Origin of the sequence: Photobacterium lucens, from assembly GCF_009873615.1 — a bacterium.
GTDB classification, from domain to species: domain Bacteria; phylum Pseudomonadota; class Gammaproteobacteria; order Enterobacterales; family Vibrionaceae; genus Photobacterium; species Photobacterium lucens.
On record NZ_SSMG01000433.1, the window covers coordinates 1 to 16,462 of the forward strand.

Sequence of the window (16,462 nt, forward strand, 5' to 3'; positions counted from 1 at the left end):
CTACAATTTGTACAGCTGTTGCCGCAATTAATGCGCCTGTCGCAATAAAAATGCCGCTCGTTTTAAATAAAATAAAGAAGATAATAAGGGGGATATAATCGATTAATTGTTTCATTACAACAACTCATTTCTAAGAATTATTGATAGTATACCTTTTTAGAATCATGAATGAAAAACGATCAAAAAAAGCTACTCTTCACCTGTTGATGAAAGAGTAGCTTGAGCGTTGTGAATAAGGTTTATTTTTGAGTCGGTTGCTGCTCGATTAGATCATCAATAATGACGGCACAAGCCGCATCACCGGTAATGTTTAGAGCTGTGCGGATCATGTCAAAAATACGATCTAAGGCGAACAGCAGTGGTAGCCCTTCAATCGGAATACCTGCGGCAAGTAACACGGCGACAACGAGAAAAGAAGGCCCTGGTACTCCAGCCTGACCGACTGCACCTAAGGTTGAGGTTAGGATAATCGCAATATAAGCGCCAAGACTTAAATCAACTTGGAAAATCTGGGCAAAGAACATGGCAACTAAACCATAATAAATCGCATTACCGCTCATATTAATCGTTGCTCCTAATGGGAGGACAAAAGAAGCGGTAGAGTTACGCACTTTTAATTCTTCTTCACAGGTTTCCATATTCACAGGCAGTGTTGCCATTGAAGAGGCGGTGGAAAGGGCAACAATCTGTGGCTTTTTCATGGCAGATAAGAAAGTTAAAGCCGACGTTTTACTCAATACCTGTACTAGCAGTGGGTAGAAGATAAAGCCATAAATCGCAATTGCAGCAACGTAAACCACAAACAGTTTAAATACCACCATTAAAGCATCGAAACCAAAGGTGCCAACGGCATCAGCCATCAAACCAAATACGCCTAATGGTGCAATCTTCATAACAATGTTGATCATCCACACCATGGCATCCACGATAGCATTAATACCGTTAACCAGCGGATCGCGACGTTCTTTTTCTAACTTAGAAATAGCAATACCAAAGAAAAGACAGAAAACAAGAATTTGTAAGATATTGGCTTCAGTGAGTGATTGGAAAACATTGGTTGGGATCATACCCAATACGGTATTCCAAAAAGTAGGTAATTCACCTTTATCGGCATAGGTTTTGGCAAATAGTCCTGAGACAGCATTCAGATCGACACCCACACCCGGTTTGAATATATGCCCCATAAAAAGGGCAAGGGAGACTGCGATAGCTGAAGTTAGGGTGAAAAAGAGTAAGGTACTGACGCCCACTTTTCCTGCTGATTGACTATTTCCAAGCCCAGCTGCGCCTGAAATAATGGCAACGGCAACTAATGGGATCACCAGCATTTTGATTAGATGAATAAAAATACTGCCGAGTGGCGCAAAGATAGAGGCTTCATGGCCCATCATAGCCCCAACTAATGTCCCTAAGAACATGGCAATAACAACTTGAACACCAATGTTTTTCATCAGATTTCCATTATTCTGCACAATCATGACCTCTATATGTGATGCATAAGCAAGCGCTAAAAGCGGTAACATAAGGTGTTGGTATTGTTTTAATTGTTACACCAATATTTTATAAAGCTGTCTTTTACATGCAACAATCTGCAATGGCAATTATTTGATTCCATATTTTGCGCAAAGCCAGTAAAAAAACACCTTTAAATATGCATCGAAGATAGTATGTGTGTGGCGTTTTTGACGCAAAAAAGAAGCCTATGTCCTTTTAGCGCTTAAGCGTAAGAGGAACATAGGCTTCTTTTATATTGAGTAAATTAGCGCAGGCTTGCCGCTTTCATTGCTGAAATAAACTCAGCCAGTTGCGCTAGCATTTGGTTGTTATCACCAAGGTTTTGCTCAATGATTTTGACTACTGCCGATCCTGAAATGGCACCAGCCGCACCGGCTTCAATAGCATCACGGACTTGCTCAGGGGATGAGATACCGAAACCTAAAATAGCGGGTGGTGCATTATGTGCTTTAAGGCTTGAAAGCAAATGTTCAATTGGCATGCCGGCTTTGGTTTCAGCACCAGTAACACCTGCACGTGATAATAGATAAGTGTAACCGCCGCCTAGCTCTGATACAGCTTGAAGTGTGGCTTCGTCTGCATTTGGTGGCGCGATAAAAATAGGGTGAACACCATATTTTACTGCTGCTTTACGAAACTCTTGTGATGCATTGACAGGAACGTCAGCAATCAACACTGAATCTACACCCGCTTCTGCGCATTGCTGGTAGAAGTTTTCAATACCTGCGGCAAACACAAGGTTGGCGTACATCAGCAAACCAATCGGCAGTGTTGGGTATTTCTGGCGAATTTGCGTTAGCATCTCAAAGCACAACGCTGGTGTTGTACCAGATGCTAAGGCACGAATCGTCGCCCCTTGAATGGTTGGGCCATCTGCTAGCGGATCAGAAAATGGAATACCTAGCTCTAATGCGTCTGCACCTGATTCAACTAAAGTATCGATGATCTGCATTGATTGCTCAGGATTGGGATCACCAATGGTAACGAATGGAACAAAGGCACCTTCATTGCGCTCAGCCAACGTGCTGAATAACTCTTGATAACGATCCATTACAGTGCTCCCTTGTCCTTTAAAATATCGTGAACAGTAAAGATATCTTTGTCACCACGACCAGATAAATTCACCACTAAGAGTTGTTCTTTTTCAGGCTCTGCTTGGATCAGTTTTAATGCGTATGCTAGTGCATGTGCTGATTCCAATGCAGGAATGATACCTTCATTACGTGCTAGTAATTGGAATGCTTCCAATGCTTCATCGTCTGTTACTGAACCATATTCAGCACGACCAGTGGCATTAAGATGTGCGTGTTGTGGGCCCACCGATGGGAAATCAAGCCCCGCTGAAACTGAGTAAGACTCTTCCACTTGACCATGCTCATCTTGCATCAGTGGCGCTTTCATACCGAAGAAAATACCTAGTTTGCCATGTTTAAGTGGTGCACCGTGCATGTCGGTATCTAAACCTTTACCTGCAGGCTCTACACCAATTAACTTAACATCAGTTTCTTTAATAAAGTCTGCGAACATACCAATGGCATTTGAACCACCACCAACACAAGCAATCACCGCATCAGGTAGACGACCTTCTTTTTCAAGAATTTGTGCTTTTGTCTCTTCACCAATGATGTGTTGGAACTCACGTACAATCGTCGGGAATGGGTGAGGACCTGCCGCAGTACCTAGCAAGTAGTGGGCTTTGTCATAACTTGCCGACCAATCTCGCATAGCTTCGTTACAGGCATCTTTTAGCGTTGCAGAGCCTGAGTGGACTGGGATCACTTCAGCGCCCATTAGCTTCATGCGAAATACGTTCGGGCTTTGACGCTCAACATCTTTTGCGCCCATGTAAACACGACATTTCAGACCTAATAGGGCGCAGGCAAGAGCGGTTGCAACTCCGTGTTGACCAGCACCTGTTTCAGCGATGATCTCGTTTTTGCCCATGCGTTTAGCAAGTAATGCTTGGCCTAATACTTGGTTAGTTTTGTGTGCGCCGCCATGCAGTAAGTCTTCACGCTTTAGGTACAGCTTAGTGTTGGTACCTTTGGTGAGGTTCTGACATAGCGTAAGGGCGGTTGGGCGACCAGCGTACTCTTTTAGTAGTGTAATGAATTCTTGTTGGAAACTTGGATCTTGTTGCGCTTCGATAAACGCATCTTCCAGTTGGTCCAACGCTGGGACTAAAATTTGTGGTACGTACTGACCACCAAATTCACCAAAGAAGGCATTTAATTTGCTCATAATTATTTATTGTCCTTAATATTTTTGATTGCCGCGAATGCCGCATCCAATTTATTCGGGTCTTTTTGCCCTGGTGCACTTTCCACACCAGAGTTTAAGTCAAGGCCATCAAATCCTAATGCTGCTGCTTGTTGTGCGTTATCTGCATTTAAGCCACCAGCCAGTAATATACCTTTGCGATCGCTACTTTGGATCAATGACCAATCGAAGCTCGTTCCAGTACCACCACTTTGATTACCTACTTTACTATCAACAAGGTGTTTATCAACGGTAAAATCCTTCAGTTCAGGAAGGGTCTCTGCCACACCGTGTGCTTTCCAAATCTGGCAGGCTTTCGGTAAGCTTGCTCGAAGCTCATTGATGTACTCTTGGGTTTCGTCACCATGAAGCTGAACCGCAGCTAATGAGAGGTGGTTGGCAACATGGCTAACCTCTTTAACTGCTGCATTTTGGAAGACTCCGACAAAGTGAAGCGGAGCACCTGTCATTACATGGCGAGCTTGTTCAATATCAATATAACGAGGTGATGCAGGAACAAAGATCAAACCACCGTAAACGGCGCCATTTTGATAGGCAGCCGTGGCATCTTTGGCTTGGGTTAAACCACAGACTTTGTTTTCACCAAACAGTACGCGACGAACCGCAAGATCAAGGTTATCCTCTGCCATTAATGAGCTACCAATTAAGAAGCCGTTAGCAAAAGCTGCGAGATCACGTACTTCTTGATTGGTGTAAATACCTGACTCTGAAATTACAATGGTGTCTTGCGATAGTTTAGGCGCAAGCTGTTTTGTGCGGTTTAAATCAATGCTTAAGTCACGTAAGTTACGGTTGTTAATGCCGACAACTTTAGCGTTAAGCTTGATTGCTCGTTCAAGCTCTTCTTCGTTGCTGACTTCAGTTAAAATGCCAAGATTCAACTCATTAGCAACATCAGCAAGGGTTTGGTATTCCTCGTCATTAAGCACAGATAGCATCAGTAAAATCGCATCGGCTTGATAGTGACGTGCTAAATAGACTTGGTAGGTATCAACCATGAAGTCTTTACACAATACCGGCTGGCGTACCTGACTACGAACTTGAGGTAGAAACTCAAAGTTACCTTGGAAGTACTTTTCATCGGTTAAGACAGAAATAGCACTGGCGTAGTTGTTGTACACGCTCGCAATGTAACCAAGGTTAAAATCATCACGGATTAAGCCTTTCGACGGTGATGCTTTTTTACATTCCAGAATAAAAGCAGGACGCTCTACACCGTGATCGGTATTAGATGCGAGCGCTTGGTAAAAATCACGATCACTTGGGACAAGATCATTTATAAATGAATCAAGTGGCTGTGACGCTTTACGTGCTTCTACCCAAATCTTTTTGTCAGCAACAATTTTTGCTAATACTGTTTCCATGATTATCCTCGTGCTGCCAATTTTTCTACTAACTCAAACGCTTTGCCAGATTGCATGACTTCAATGGCTTGTTGTGTATTTTGTTTTAGATCTTCTTGACCAAATAAGCGTAATAGCAGTGCTACGTTAACAGCGACTGCGCCTACTTGGGCTGGCGTACCTTTACCCGTTAAAATATTGGTGATAATGGCGCGGTTTTCTTCTGGCTCACCGCCTTTGATTGCTTCTAACGGGTAAGTGTCCAAACCGAAATCAGCAGGGGTTAGGGTATATTCTGTGATTTCACCGTTGATGATTTCTGCAACATGGGTTTCACCATGAATTGCCACTTCGTCTAAACCGCTACCGTGAACCACAGCCGCACGTTTCATGCCCATGGTTGCCATGGTTTCTGCAATCGGGCGAACGAGGCTGTTATCGTAAACCCCCATCAACTCAATGTTAGGTTTGGCAGGGTTAATTAATGGCCCCAATACATTAAAGATGGTGCGGGTTTTTAATGTTTGACGTACAGGCATCGCATGACGAACACCACCATGATATTCAGGGGCAAACAAAAAACACACGCCAAGTTCATCTAATGCGCCACGGGCGTTTTCTGGTGTCATCGCCAGGTTGATCCCAAACTTATCAAGTAGATCGGATGAGCCAGATTTACTGGAAACGCCACGGTTACCGTGTTTCGCCACTTTAATGCCACACGCAGCAGCAACGAATGCCGCAGTGGTTGATATATTGATGGTATTGGCACCATCACCACCTGTACCAACAATGTCAGCAAAGTCGTAATCAGGGCGAGGGAAAGGGTTGGCATTAGCCACTAACGCACTGGCGGCACCAGCAATTTCCTGAGGTGTTTCGCCTTTGATTTTTAGCGAGGTTAATACAGCCGAAAGCAAGATAGGATCCACTTCACCTTTGATAATGGCATCAAACAAGGCGTGACTTTCTTCTTGGCTCAGAGATGCTTGGTCGTAGAGCTTATTGGCAATGTCGTAAATTTTGTTATCCATAATCATCATCCTTAATGCTTTGAATTTATTCGTTTGGATTTGGGCTTGTTACCCAATTTAAGGTGTGTGTTAAAAGCTCCGCCCCTTGGGTCGTTAAAATTGACTCTGGGTGGAATTGAAAGCCACAAACCTTATCTTGCTCGTTCAGTACAGCCATGACTAAGCCATTTACATCTGCGATAGTTGTTAGGCTTGCTGGTACTTCTGTTGCGACCAAAGAGTGGTAACGAGCAATAGAAAGCGGGTTAGGCAAGCGACCAAACACTGTATGTTGGTTATGGTTCATCATTGCCGCTTTACCATGGACAATTTCGCCTGCGCCTGAAACCTTACCGCCGTAGGCTTCAACAATGGCTTGATGGCCTAAACAGATCCCAATCATTGGGACTTTGCCTTTTACACGCAGGATTAATTCCGGCATACAGCCAGCATCGGCTGGTGCGCCAGGTCCCGGTGATAGCACTAAAACGGGATTTGTTTTTTCAGCCAGTGCGTTTTCAACGTGCTCTGCGGATAAGTTATTACGGTAGATTGTTACTGGGTGACCGAGTGAGCGAAATTGATCAACAAGGTTATAAGTAAACGAATCAAAGTTATCGAGTAGCACAATATGGGCTGGGGTTGCGTTTGTCATTGTGGTTCTCCTTAACCTTGATGTGCAGTGCGAATGGCGTTAATCACAGCTTGGGCTTTACCGCGTGTTTCATCGGCTTCGGCTTGAGGTACTGAATCGTAAACCACACCAGCGCCTGCTTGAACACTGGCAATGCCATTTTCAACGTAAGCAGAACGGATCACGATACAGGTATCCATATCACCATGACCTGTAAGATAGCCGACAGCTCCGCCATAACTACCACGACGGCGTTGCTCAACATCACGGATAAGCTGCATAGCACGAATCTTTGGCGCACCTGTTAATGTGCCCATGTTCATACAGGCTTGATAAGCATGCAGGGCATCAAGATCGCTACGCAGTTGACCAACCACTCGAGAAACCAAATGCATTACGTGGCTATAGCGATCAACTTTTAGTAAATCTGCAACATAACGGCTACCAGCTTCACTGATCCTTGCGACATCATTACGAGCTAGATCTACCAGCATCATGTGTTCAGCGTTTTCTTTGGTATCGCAACGCAGTTCCAGTTCAATGCGGCCATCTAAATCAAGATTGATTGAGCCATCGTTATTTTTACCACGAGGGCGTGTTCCTGCTATTGGGTAGATTTCTACCTGATTTGAATCAGAGCAATATTTGAGTGCACTTTCAGGTGATGCGCCAAATAAGGTGAAGTCTGAATCTTGTAAAAAGAACATGTATGGACTTGGGTTGCCAACTTTAAGGGCCTTGTATGCCGCCAGTGGAGAAGGGCATGGCAAGGTAAATTGGCGTGATGGCACCACTTGGAACACATCACCGCTGATCACGTACTGCTTGAGATTGTCGACCGTTTGGCAGAAATCTTCGTCATTGATAGAAGCGATAGGTTCACATTGAGCAAGTACTTGTGCTGGTGGCACTGGCTGTGGATTTAAACAGATCTCTTTAATCGCTTGCAGGCGACGACTTAAATCGTGATAGCTATTGGTGTAATGTTTGCCACCAAACAAAGTTGCTTGCAGTGTGCCTTTACGACGTTGGTGATCGATAATCAACAAAGTTTCAGCAATATAGAAGATATAGTCAGGGCAGTTATTGTCTTGTTTCACTTCCGGTAATGGCTCAAAGTCTGCCACTAAATCATAAGCAAAAAGTCCACCTAAGAATAAGGCTTCTTTCGGGTGATGCTTGGTATCAAATGCGTTTTGGATTAAACGCAACGCATCAAATGATGAGGTTTGGCGTAAACGGCTATCTTCATCAATATCATGGGCATTAGATGGAAAGACCAGCGTTAAGGTGTTTTCATCCAAGGTTGCTTTAATATCGCTCGGTAGTTGGCTTTGTAAATGGGTAATAACATTCACACCATTACCGGTTAAGGCTTCTAGTGTCACTTCCTTACCACGGCAAACAATACGCACTGCCGCATCGACCAGCATTAAGCTTTTAAGATCTTGCTTAGAATCAACTTCTGCTGATTCTAATAAAAGGTTGTGCGGGCGATCGCCACAAACTGAAAAGTACAGTTCAGTGGGATCGGCAACATAAGGTACATCAAGGCTGAGAAGATCGATCTCATTAGCAGCTAATGTGTTTTGCCCTAGTGGATGATTTCCTATTGAGTGAGTATTCACAGCGTTCTCCCTGCCGCTTCCACAAACGGTTTTAATTCCTGCATTAATTGTTCAAACATTGGTGCAGTGAGTGCTTGATGACCATCAGATAAGGCTTCACATGGATTTAAATGTGATTCGACAATGATGCCATCCGCCCCAACTGCGGCAGCCGCTCGTGAAAGTGGGATCACTAACTCACGAATTCCCGTTCCATGGCTTGGGTCGACCAGCACTGGTAAGTGGGTATGTTGCTTAAGGTAAGCGACTGCATTGAGATCCAATGTATTTCTTGTTGCTGTCTCAAAGGTGCGAATGCCACGCTCACAAAGAATGATATTCGGGTTACCGGCGTCGTAAATGTACTCCGCAGCGAGTAGCAATTCCTCGATAGTGGCTGAAAGTCCGCGTTTGAGCAAGATCGGTTTTTTACTTTCACCGACAATTTTTAACAATCCATAGTTTTGCATATTTCGCGCACCAATTTGAAAACAATCAACATATTGAGTCATTTTTTCAACTTGGCTCACATCCATTACTTCAGAAACGGTTGGAATACCGAGCATGTCATTGGCTTGTTTTAACAATTTTAACCCTTCGACACCAAGCCCTTGGAAATCATAAGGGCTGGTACGTGGTTTATAAGCGCCGCCACGTAGTGCCATAGCACCATGAGATTTGACCATTTCAGCAACAGAGAGGAGTTGTTGTTCTGATTCGACAGAGCAAGGGCCTGCAATAACGGCAAAACGATCACCGCCAACCGCTGCTGAGCCAAAACGAACAACAGTATTGTGGGCTTGCACTTCTCGGCTCACTAATTTGTATTTGGTTAGAATGGGTTTGACGGATTCAACCAGAGGATCGGCGTGAATATTGAGGCTTTGTAGGACACGTTCATCACCTAATGCGCCAAGCACGATGCGTTCACTACCCGGCATATAAAGCGGTTTAAGACCAAGGTTCGCAATTTTAGTGAGGAGAATATTGGCATCAGCTTCTGTTGCTTGTGGTTTTAAGACAATAATCATAAGGCATCCTTGTATAAATTCGCTTTGGTGACTGAATGTGTGTGATGTACCGCTAAAGTATTGAGTTATAAAAAAGCCCGCGAAGGCTGCGGGCTTGTTGTTCTTTTGCTCTAAATACAGCAATTCACACCGCCCGTTAATGGGAGTGCCACCACCAATTATTGAAGAAAACGCATTGTTGCTGGTGAATTTGCTGTACCATGTAAGAGTCCTATTAGGCATTAGTTACATTTTTGCTATCAGGTTCATTAACCGAATCAGCAAAGCAATCAAGTATTGGATACTTGGTATTTATGTACTAGTAAACTAGTTTACGATTATAAAGTCAAGAATAAAACTTATGTTGTTTGATTTACACAGCCATACTACAGCGTCAGACGGTCGCTTAACGCCGCAAGAATTGGTTCGACGTGCCGTAGATATGCGGGTCGATATCCTTGCTATTACTGATCACGATACAGTTGCTGGCTTACATGAAGCCCATAGCGTGATTGAGCAAGAAGATTTGCCGATCACATTAATCAACGGTATTGAGATATCTACCGTATGGCAAAACTTTGATATTCATATAGTTGGGCTTAATATAGATCCTAATAATCCTGCATTACTTTCGTTTATTGATGAACAAGCGCAGCGTCGCCTTGCTCGTGCAAAAGAAATCGGTGCGCGATTAGAAAAAAATAGAATGCCAGGCGCTTATGAAGGAGCAGCAGCACTCGCTGGCGATGCATCAGTGACTCGTGCACACTTTGCACGTTGGATTGTCGATCAAGGCTATGCTAAGACAATGCAGGCTGTATTTAAGAAGTTCTTAACCCGTAGCAATCCAGGTTATGTGCCGCCTAATTGGGGTACGATTGCCGAGGCGATTGAAATCATCCATCAAGCGGGTGGTAAAGCTATTATTGCTCATCCCGGTCGTTACAACATGACGGCAAAATGGCTTAAGCGTTTGATCCAACATTTTATCGAAGTGGGTGGTGACGGAATGGAAGTTGCCCAGCCTCAACAAGCACCACAAGAACGACGTACCTTAGGGGATTACGCCATACAATATAATTTACTTGCTTCACAAGGTTCTGATTTCCACTATCAATCACCGTGGACAGAATTAGGACGTAACTTGTGGCTACCAAAAGATGTGCCAGCAATTTGGCATGACTGGGAAGTGGAGAAAAAGCGAGTAGAGGTAGAGCTTCAAGCTGAAGCTGCTGCCTCAAAGGAGGAATAATGAGTCAATTTTTTTATGTGCATCCCGAAACCCCACAAGCCCGTTTAATTAAACAAGCGGTAGAAATTATTAAAAATGGCGGTGTGGTGGTGTACCCAACAGATTCTGGTTATGCGTTAGGATGTCAGCTTGAAAATAAAGCGGCACTTGAGCGTATTTGCCAAATTCGTCGTTTAAACGAAAAGCATAACTTTACCTTGTTGTGCCGAGATTTATCAGAGCTATCTTTGTATACCCGTGTTGATAATGTTGCGTTCCGTTTACTACGTAATAATACACCGGGGGCTTATACCTTTATTTTCAAAGGTACTAAAGAAGTGCCACGTCGTTTAATGAACGCTAAGCGTAAAACGATCGGTATTCGTGTGCCTGATAATGCAATTGCTTTAGCACTACTTGAAGCGTTGGGCGAGCCGTTAATGTCAACGTCTTTGATTTTGCCGGGTAACGATACGACGGAATCTGATCCGGATGAAATCCGCGATAAACTAGAGCATGCCGTTGATTTGATCATGCATGGTGGTTATTTAGGTGAACAACCTACAACAGTGATTGATTTCAGTGAAGGTGAAATTGATATTGTTCGTGTAGGTGCTGGTGATGTGACACCGTTTGAATAATCTGTTGTTATCGTTCAAAGCGTAACTTCAATAAAAGCAAACAGTTAGTTTTTAGCTGTTTGCTTTTTTCGTTTTGGGACATTTTATTTTGTTGATTTATCGGTAAATTACCTGAGATATCAACTATCTTTTTTATAGCTAACGAAGTCGTATTTTGGCATAATGCGCCCCCATATTCTGATTTATGTTGAGTGTTAAAACCTCGCACAGAATCCAAATTATTGCTATTCGCATAAATCATTTTGACTTCCTAATTTACTGATTATAAAAGTAAATTATAGTCCGAGATGTTTTGATGAGTATTTCGACGCCTGTGAAGGCGACAAAGGTTTGTCTAAAAATGAGTGAAAAATTACAGAAGGTATTGGCACGAGCTGGCCAAGGTTCACGTCGTGAAATCGAACTAATGATCCAAAACGGCCGCGTAAGTGTTGATGGTGTTGTGGCAAAACTTGGCGATCGTCTTGAAGATATGACTGCAAACGTACGTGTGGATGGTCACCGTATTGAGCTTATCTCTTCTGATGAAGAAATCTGCCGTATTTTGGCGTACAACAAGCCAGAAGGTGAGTTATGTACTCGTCACGATCCTGAAGGTCGCCGTACTGTATTTGATCGTCTTCCTCGCTTAAATACAGGTCGCTGGGTATCGGTAGGTCGTCTTGATGCAAACACATCAGGTCTATTGTTATTTACTACTGATGGTGAGCTTGCAAACCGTCTAATGCACCCAAGCCGTACAGTTGAGCGTGAATACATGGTACGTGTATTCGGTGACGTGACAGAGCAAATGGTGAAGAACCTTGTTAAAGGTGTTGAACTAGAAGATGGTTTAGCACGTTTTGAAGATGTGGTTTACGCTGGTGGTGAAGGTATGAACCATACTTTCTACGTTGTGATCACTGAAGGTCGTAACCGTGAGGTTCGTCGTTTATGGGATTCACAAGGCGTAACAGTAAGCCGTCTAAAGCGTGTTCGTTACGGTGATGTTTACCTAACCAAAGACATGCCTCGTGGTGGTTGGAGCGAGCTAGAGCTAAAAGAAGTGAACGAACTTCGCGCAACAGTAGAGCTACCACCTGAGACTGAAACAGCACTGACTGTTGAAGGTCAAAAGCGTAAGAAAGGCATTCGCCAAATTCGTCGTGCTGTTCGTCGTCACGAAGAGCGTATTGAAACAGGTAATGGTAACGCTCGTGGTCGTCGTGGTCGTAACAACGATCGTCGTAACCCAGGTGCTAGCCGTAACGCAGAAGTTGAGTCACAGCAAAACGAACGTCGTGGTAGCGGTCGTTCACAACCTGCAAAGGGTCGTGACAACCGAAATGACAGTGGTAAGCCACAGTCCTCAGGTAAGCGTAAGCCTTCAGGCAATGCAGCTAATCGCCGTAACCCATTAGCGAACAAGCCAGCAAAACCACGTACTCGTAAGTAATCTTAGATTTAATACGAGACTGATTAATAAAAAACCGACCAAGCGTCGGTTTTTTTGTATCTTAAAAATGACGTGGTATAACCAAGGTGTGTACTTTATCAAAAGTATTATTAATTGCTGTGATGCATGCTATATCTAAGTAACATGCAAAGTGCAGGCTTAAGCCAACCAAGATGCAGAAGTCAGCATCATGACATTACAGGGATACAGTGAAGGGATTCGAACGAATAACGCATAATATGTGAGTGTAACAATGTTAGAGGCATTAAAAGGGCAACAACGGGGCCGATTAATCACCTTGTTGGGTGTGATTGTCTTAAGTTTTGATACGTTACTCGTCCGTTTAATAGACAGTAGTGAGTGGACATTGATCTTCTGGCGAGGATTTTTGCCTGCAGTGATGTTGTTTATGGTGCAGTGGTTCACTGATAGAAAAGTGATCACTCAGCATTTACTGCGTCCATCGTTGTTAACCTTGATCACAGCAGGGCTGTTTAGTGCATCGACTATCTGTTTTGTGCTCTCATTGGATAATACTCAAGTCGCGAGTACCTTGGTGATCACTAATACAGCGCCATTATTTACTGCTGTTATTGGCTTCTTTTTCTTAAAAGAGAAGCTAGATAAAGCAACAGTAATGGCGATTATTATTGCTGTTGGCGGGATAGGTTTAGTCTTTGGTTATCACCCAACGGTAGATGAGCTGCGTGGCGATTCTCTGGCGCTTGTCTCAGCGATTGCTATTGCGGTGTACCTTGTTGCGTTGCGTAAAACTCAAGGGCAGCTAGGTTCTGTTTACATCATCCTTGCAGGGGTATTTACCTCGATTATTTCGTTAGTGGTGGGGGCAAAACCTTTTGCACTCGATATGCGCCAAGCAATAGAGATGTTTTTATTGGGCGGCGTTGTGATCCCATTGTCTTTCTATTTGATTGCTCATGGACCTCGCTATTTACCTGCAGCAGAAACCAGCTTGATCTTATTGCTTGAAGTGTTGTTTGGTCCATTATTAGTGTGGCTGATTGTTGGTGAAACACCGACTTCTAATGTGTTATTAGGCTCTGCCGTTGTAGTGCTAACCTTATCAGGATTATTTGCTTGGCAATGGCGAAAACAACTCAAAACTAGCCAATAGAAAATAAAATATTTAGAGATAGAAAAGCCGACGTTTGTGTCGGCTTTTTCGTTTAAATAACAAAGAATAAGCTTAGTTGTTACTCTTCTTCTTCATTGCTAAATGCTGGTTTTAGCTTTGGTTGTGCATCAATACATTTACCTGAAACGTGTTGGCTTTCTGACCCCATTAAATAAAGGTATAACGGCATAATATCTTTGGGTGTTTTTAGTTGTGTCACATCTTCTGCTGGAAACGCTTGCGCGCGCATACCTGTACGTGTGCCGCCAGGATTAATGGCGTTCACTTTCACATTGGTATTGCTGAGCTCGTCAGCTAACACCTGCATCATGCCTTCAGTCGCAAATTTAGAAATCGAGTAACTGCCCCAGAATGCACGACCACTGTGACCAACCGTAGATGAGGTAAATATAATGCGACCATCAGGGGCTTTCTTAATCAATGGAATGATCGCTTGTGTTAGCAAGAACTGCGCTTTTACGTTTACTTGCATCACATCATCAAATGTTGATTCTTCAATTTGCTCTAATGGGCTTAAAACGCCAAGGAGACCTGCATTATGTAGCACGCCATCTAAACGTCCAAATTGCTGTTCGATAGTATCGACCATATCCAGATAATGTTGCTTAGTTGCGCCCATTAAATCTAGCGGGATGATAGCTGGCTGGATATAACCGAGAGCTTCAATTTCATCATAAACAGCTTCTAATTTTGCGACTGTTCTTCCCAATAAAATGACAGTTGCACCATGAGCTGCGTATTGAATAGCGGCTTCGCGTCCAATGCCGTCACCTGCACCAGTAACTAAAATAACGCGATCTTTGAGAGAGTCTGCAGCGATCTGGTATTCCACATTAGCTTCCTTCTTATGTTGTTTTTATTGTTATTCGGTTGAAATTTAGTCTAAAACCGCACCAAGTATTGAGCTTGGTAAAAATATAGATTACTACTAACGAAACATATCAGAATTTACTTGCTGAGAGAATTTCCTTTCATCTTAAGTCGTGATCTATGGTCGGATTCATTTTCTTTTTCTGAAAGAGAAGATAGCGATGAAAGTGATATCACAGTTACAATACGTTATGGCGCTTTTGTATTGCCAACAAAGAGGATTGGATATTGGAATTTTTATTTGATTATGGACTATTTTTCGCCAAAATCGCGACTGTTGTGGTTGCCATTGTTGGTGTTTTGGTACTAGTAAAAGCCCTAAATGGTCGTCATGGTTCACAAAAAGGTGAACTAGAAGTGACTGACTTAACGGAGCAGTACAAAGATACTGTGAATCAGTTAGAGTCGCACCTGTTTGATAAAGCCCTGCTGAAAGCACGCGATAAAGCAGAGAAAAAATCAGAGAAAGAAAAAGATAAAGCTCGTCAACAAGAAGTGAAGCAAGCGGCTAAAAATGGCAGCTTAGATACTTCACGTGAACCTCGTTTATTTGTGGTTGATTTCCACGGTAGTTTAGATGCGCGCGAAGTCTCTTCATTACGTGAAGAAATTACTGCAATTCTTGCTGTTGCTATTGAAGGTGATGAAGTGTTACTTCGTCTCGAAACAGGCGGCGGTATGGTTCACGGTTACGGCCTAGCATCTTCTCAGCTTGATCGCTTAAAAGCTGCGGGTATTAAGCTAACTGTTTCTGTTGATAAAGTCGCTGCAAGTGGCGGTTATATGATGGCGTGTGTGGCTGATAAGATTGTTTCTGCACCATTTGCGATTGTGGGCTCAATTGGCGTTATTGCTCAGCTTCCTAACTTTAATAAGTTACTGAAAAAGAACGATATCGATTACGAGCAAATCACAGCTGGTGAGTTTAAGCGCACATTAACTATGTTTGGCGAAAACACCGATAAAGCACGTGAGAAATTCCAAACAGAAATTGAAGAAACACACGGCTTATTTAAGAACTTTATTGCAGTTCATCGTCCAGAGTTAGATCTTGAAAAAGTAGCGACAGGTGAGCACTGGTTTGGTCAACAAGCACTAGAGCTTGGATTAGTGGATCAAATTTCAACCAGTGACGACTTAATCACTGAAGCATGTAAAGATCGTGAAGTGCTGAAAGTGAAGTATGTTCGTCGTAAGAAGCTTGCAGAAAAACTTGCTGGTGCGTCAGGTGATGCGGCAGATAATCTACTGATGAAGTGGGTTGCACGTGGTCAACGCCCATTCATGTAATATGCTTTGAATGATAAATGAAAACCCGCAGCGTGCGGGTTTTTTTATGTTGAGCTCAATTAGTCAGCTAAAGTGAACTCAGGAGAAAGCTTATGCGCTAGCAATTTGAACATATTAAAGACTGCTGTTGTGTTGGCTGTTGGCAGTCCTTCGTCATCAAGAAAGTATTCACCCTTAAAGATTAAAACGCCATCACGCTCTTCTACAGATGTTGCGCGCATACCATCAATATAAGACTCTTGATCTTGAATGATTTGGTTTGCAATCATTAGTAAATCAGTTGATGAAATTGGGTTTTTATTACTCATATTAAAGTCTCAAACAATTGAATAGCGAGTGTAGTCTATTTAAGTTAATTGAATAAAACAAATAGTCGCAGATAAAGAATGTTTAATTATTAATCAGTGATAACAGAATATCAGTTTTAAATTTTTTAT

The 16,462-nt window shown here is 43.0% G+C and carries 16 protein-coding genes and 1 other annotated feature; of the genes, 5 read left to right on the plus strand and 11 right to left on the minus strand.

Features of this window, described 5'->3' with window-relative positions; translation table 11 throughout:
- From E5A76_RS17435 to aroF, 9 genes are all read right to left on the minus strand, one after another.
- The coding region (locus tag E5A76_RS17435; protein ID WP_187695681.1) for a septation protein IspZ at positions 1-115 on the minus strand (115 nt) is incomplete at its 3' end.
- Between the two features lie 124 nt (positions 116-239).
- Positions 240-1,478, minus strand: a complete 1,239-nt coding sequence (locus E5A76_RS17440; protein WP_161119710.1) for a dicarboxylate/amino acid:cation symporter — start codon at positions 1,476-1,478, stop codon at positions 240-242.
- A gap of 281 nt (positions 1,479-1,759) precedes the next feature.
- On the minus strand, positions 1,760-2,566 hold the full coding sequence (trpA, locus tag E5A76_RS17445) for a tryptophan synthase subunit alpha (RefSeq protein ID WP_161119711.1): 807 nt from the start codon (positions 2,564-2,566) through the stop codon (positions 1,760-1,762).
- Positions 2,566-3,756, minus strand: coding sequence for a tryptophan synthase subunit beta (trpB, locus tag E5A76_RS17450; RefSeq protein WP_161119712.1), 1,191 nt, complete (start codon positions 3,754-3,756; stop codon positions 2,566-2,568). The genes trpA and trpB overlap by 1 nt, the downstream gene beginning before the upstream one ends.
- 2 nt (positions 3,757-3,758) lie before the next feature.
- Positions 3,759-5,159, minus strand: coding sequence for a bifunctional indole-3-glycerol-phosphate synthase TrpC/phosphoribosylanthranilate isomerase TrpF (gene trpCF, locus E5A76_RS17455; protein ID WP_161119713.1), 1,401 nt, complete (start codon positions 5,157-5,159; stop codon positions 3,759-3,761).
- Between the two features lie 2 nt (positions 5,160-5,161).
- Positions 5,162-6,172, minus strand: a complete 1,011-nt coding sequence (gene trpD, locus E5A76_RS17460; protein ID WP_161119714.1) for an anthranilate phosphoribosyltransferase — start codon at positions 6,170-6,172, stop codon at positions 5,162-5,164.
- A gap of 25 nt (positions 6,173-6,197) precedes the next feature.
- Positions 6,198-6,806, minus strand: coding sequence for an aminodeoxychorismate/anthranilate synthase component II (locus tag E5A76_RS17465; protein ID WP_161119715.1), 609 nt, complete (start codon positions 6,804-6,806; stop codon positions 6,198-6,200).
- A gap of 11 nt (positions 6,807-6,817) precedes the next feature.
- Positions 6,818-8,413, minus strand: coding sequence for an anthranilate synthase component 1 (locus E5A76_RS17470; protein ID WP_161119716.1), 1,596 nt, complete (start codon positions 8,411-8,413; stop codon positions 6,818-6,820).
- A complete protein-coding gene (gene aroF, locus E5A76_RS17475; RefSeq protein WP_061011944.1) occupies positions 8,410-9,423 on the minus strand; it encodes a 3-deoxy-7-phosphoheptulonate synthase in 1,014 nt (337 codons plus the stop codon). The genes E5A76_RS17470 and aroF overlap by 4 nt, the downstream gene beginning before the upstream one ends.
- 67 nt (positions 9,424-9,490) lie before the next feature.
- Positions 9,491-9,586: a sequence feature (Trp leader region), on the minus strand.
- A 177-nt stretch (positions 9,587-9,763) separates the two neighbouring features.
- On the opposite strand from aroF, the gene rnm reads away from it, so the two are divergent.
- From rnm to E5A76_RS17495, 4 genes are all read left to right on the plus strand, one after another.
- Positions 9,764-10,654, plus strand: a complete 891-nt coding sequence (gene rnm, locus E5A76_RS17480; protein WP_161119717.1) for an RNase RNM — start codon at positions 9,764-9,766, stop codon at positions 10,652-10,654.
- A complete protein-coding gene (locus E5A76_RS17485; RefSeq protein WP_023932850.1) occupies positions 10,654-11,274 on the plus strand; it encodes an L-threonylcarbamoyladenylate synthase in 621 nt (206 codons plus the stop codon). The genes rnm and E5A76_RS17485 overlap by 1 nt, the downstream gene beginning before the upstream one ends.
- Before the next feature lie 340 nt (positions 11,275-11,614).
- Complete coding sequence (gene rluB, locus E5A76_RS17490; protein ID WP_053988357.1) at positions 11,615-12,709, plus strand: 23S rRNA pseudouridine(2605) synthase RluB; 1,095 nt, start codon at positions 11,615-11,617, stop codon at positions 12,707-12,709.
- A gap of 253 nt (positions 12,710-12,962) precedes the next feature.
- Positions 12,963-13,844 (plus strand): DMT family transporter, encoded by an 882-nt coding sequence (locus E5A76_RS17495; RefSeq protein WP_161119718.1) that lies wholly within the window; start codon positions 12,963-12,965, stop codon positions 13,842-13,844.
- Positions 13,845-13,923: 79 nt separating this feature from the next.
- On the opposite strand, the gene E5A76_RS17500 is transcribed toward E5A76_RS17495, so the two are convergent.
- Positions 13,924-14,697: a YciK family oxidoreductase gene (locus E5A76_RS17500; RefSeq protein ID WP_161119719.1), complete on the minus strand. Its 774-nt coding sequence runs from the start codon at positions 14,695-14,697 to the stop codon at positions 13,924-13,926.
- 266 nt (positions 14,698-14,963) lie between these two features.
- Here E5A76_RS17500 and sohB point away from each other — a divergent pair, with 266 nt between their 5' ends.
- Positions 14,964-16,025 carry a protease SohB gene (gene sohB, locus E5A76_RS17505; RefSeq protein WP_053988354.1) on the plus strand — a complete coding sequence of 354 codons (1,062 nt, stop codon included), beginning with the start codon at positions 14,964-14,966 and terminating at the stop codon, positions 16,023-16,025.
- 59 nt (positions 16,026-16,084) lie between these two features.
- Here sohB and E5A76_RS17510 read toward each other — a convergent pair whose 3' ends face one another.
- The gene (locus E5A76_RS17510) at positions 16,085-16,333 is read right to left on the minus strand and encodes a YciN family protein (RefSeq protein ID WP_008986674.1); all 249 of its coding nucleotides are present in this window, start codon (positions 16,331-16,333) and stop codon (positions 16,085-16,087) included.
- Positions 16,334-16,462 lie beyond the last annotated feature (129 nt).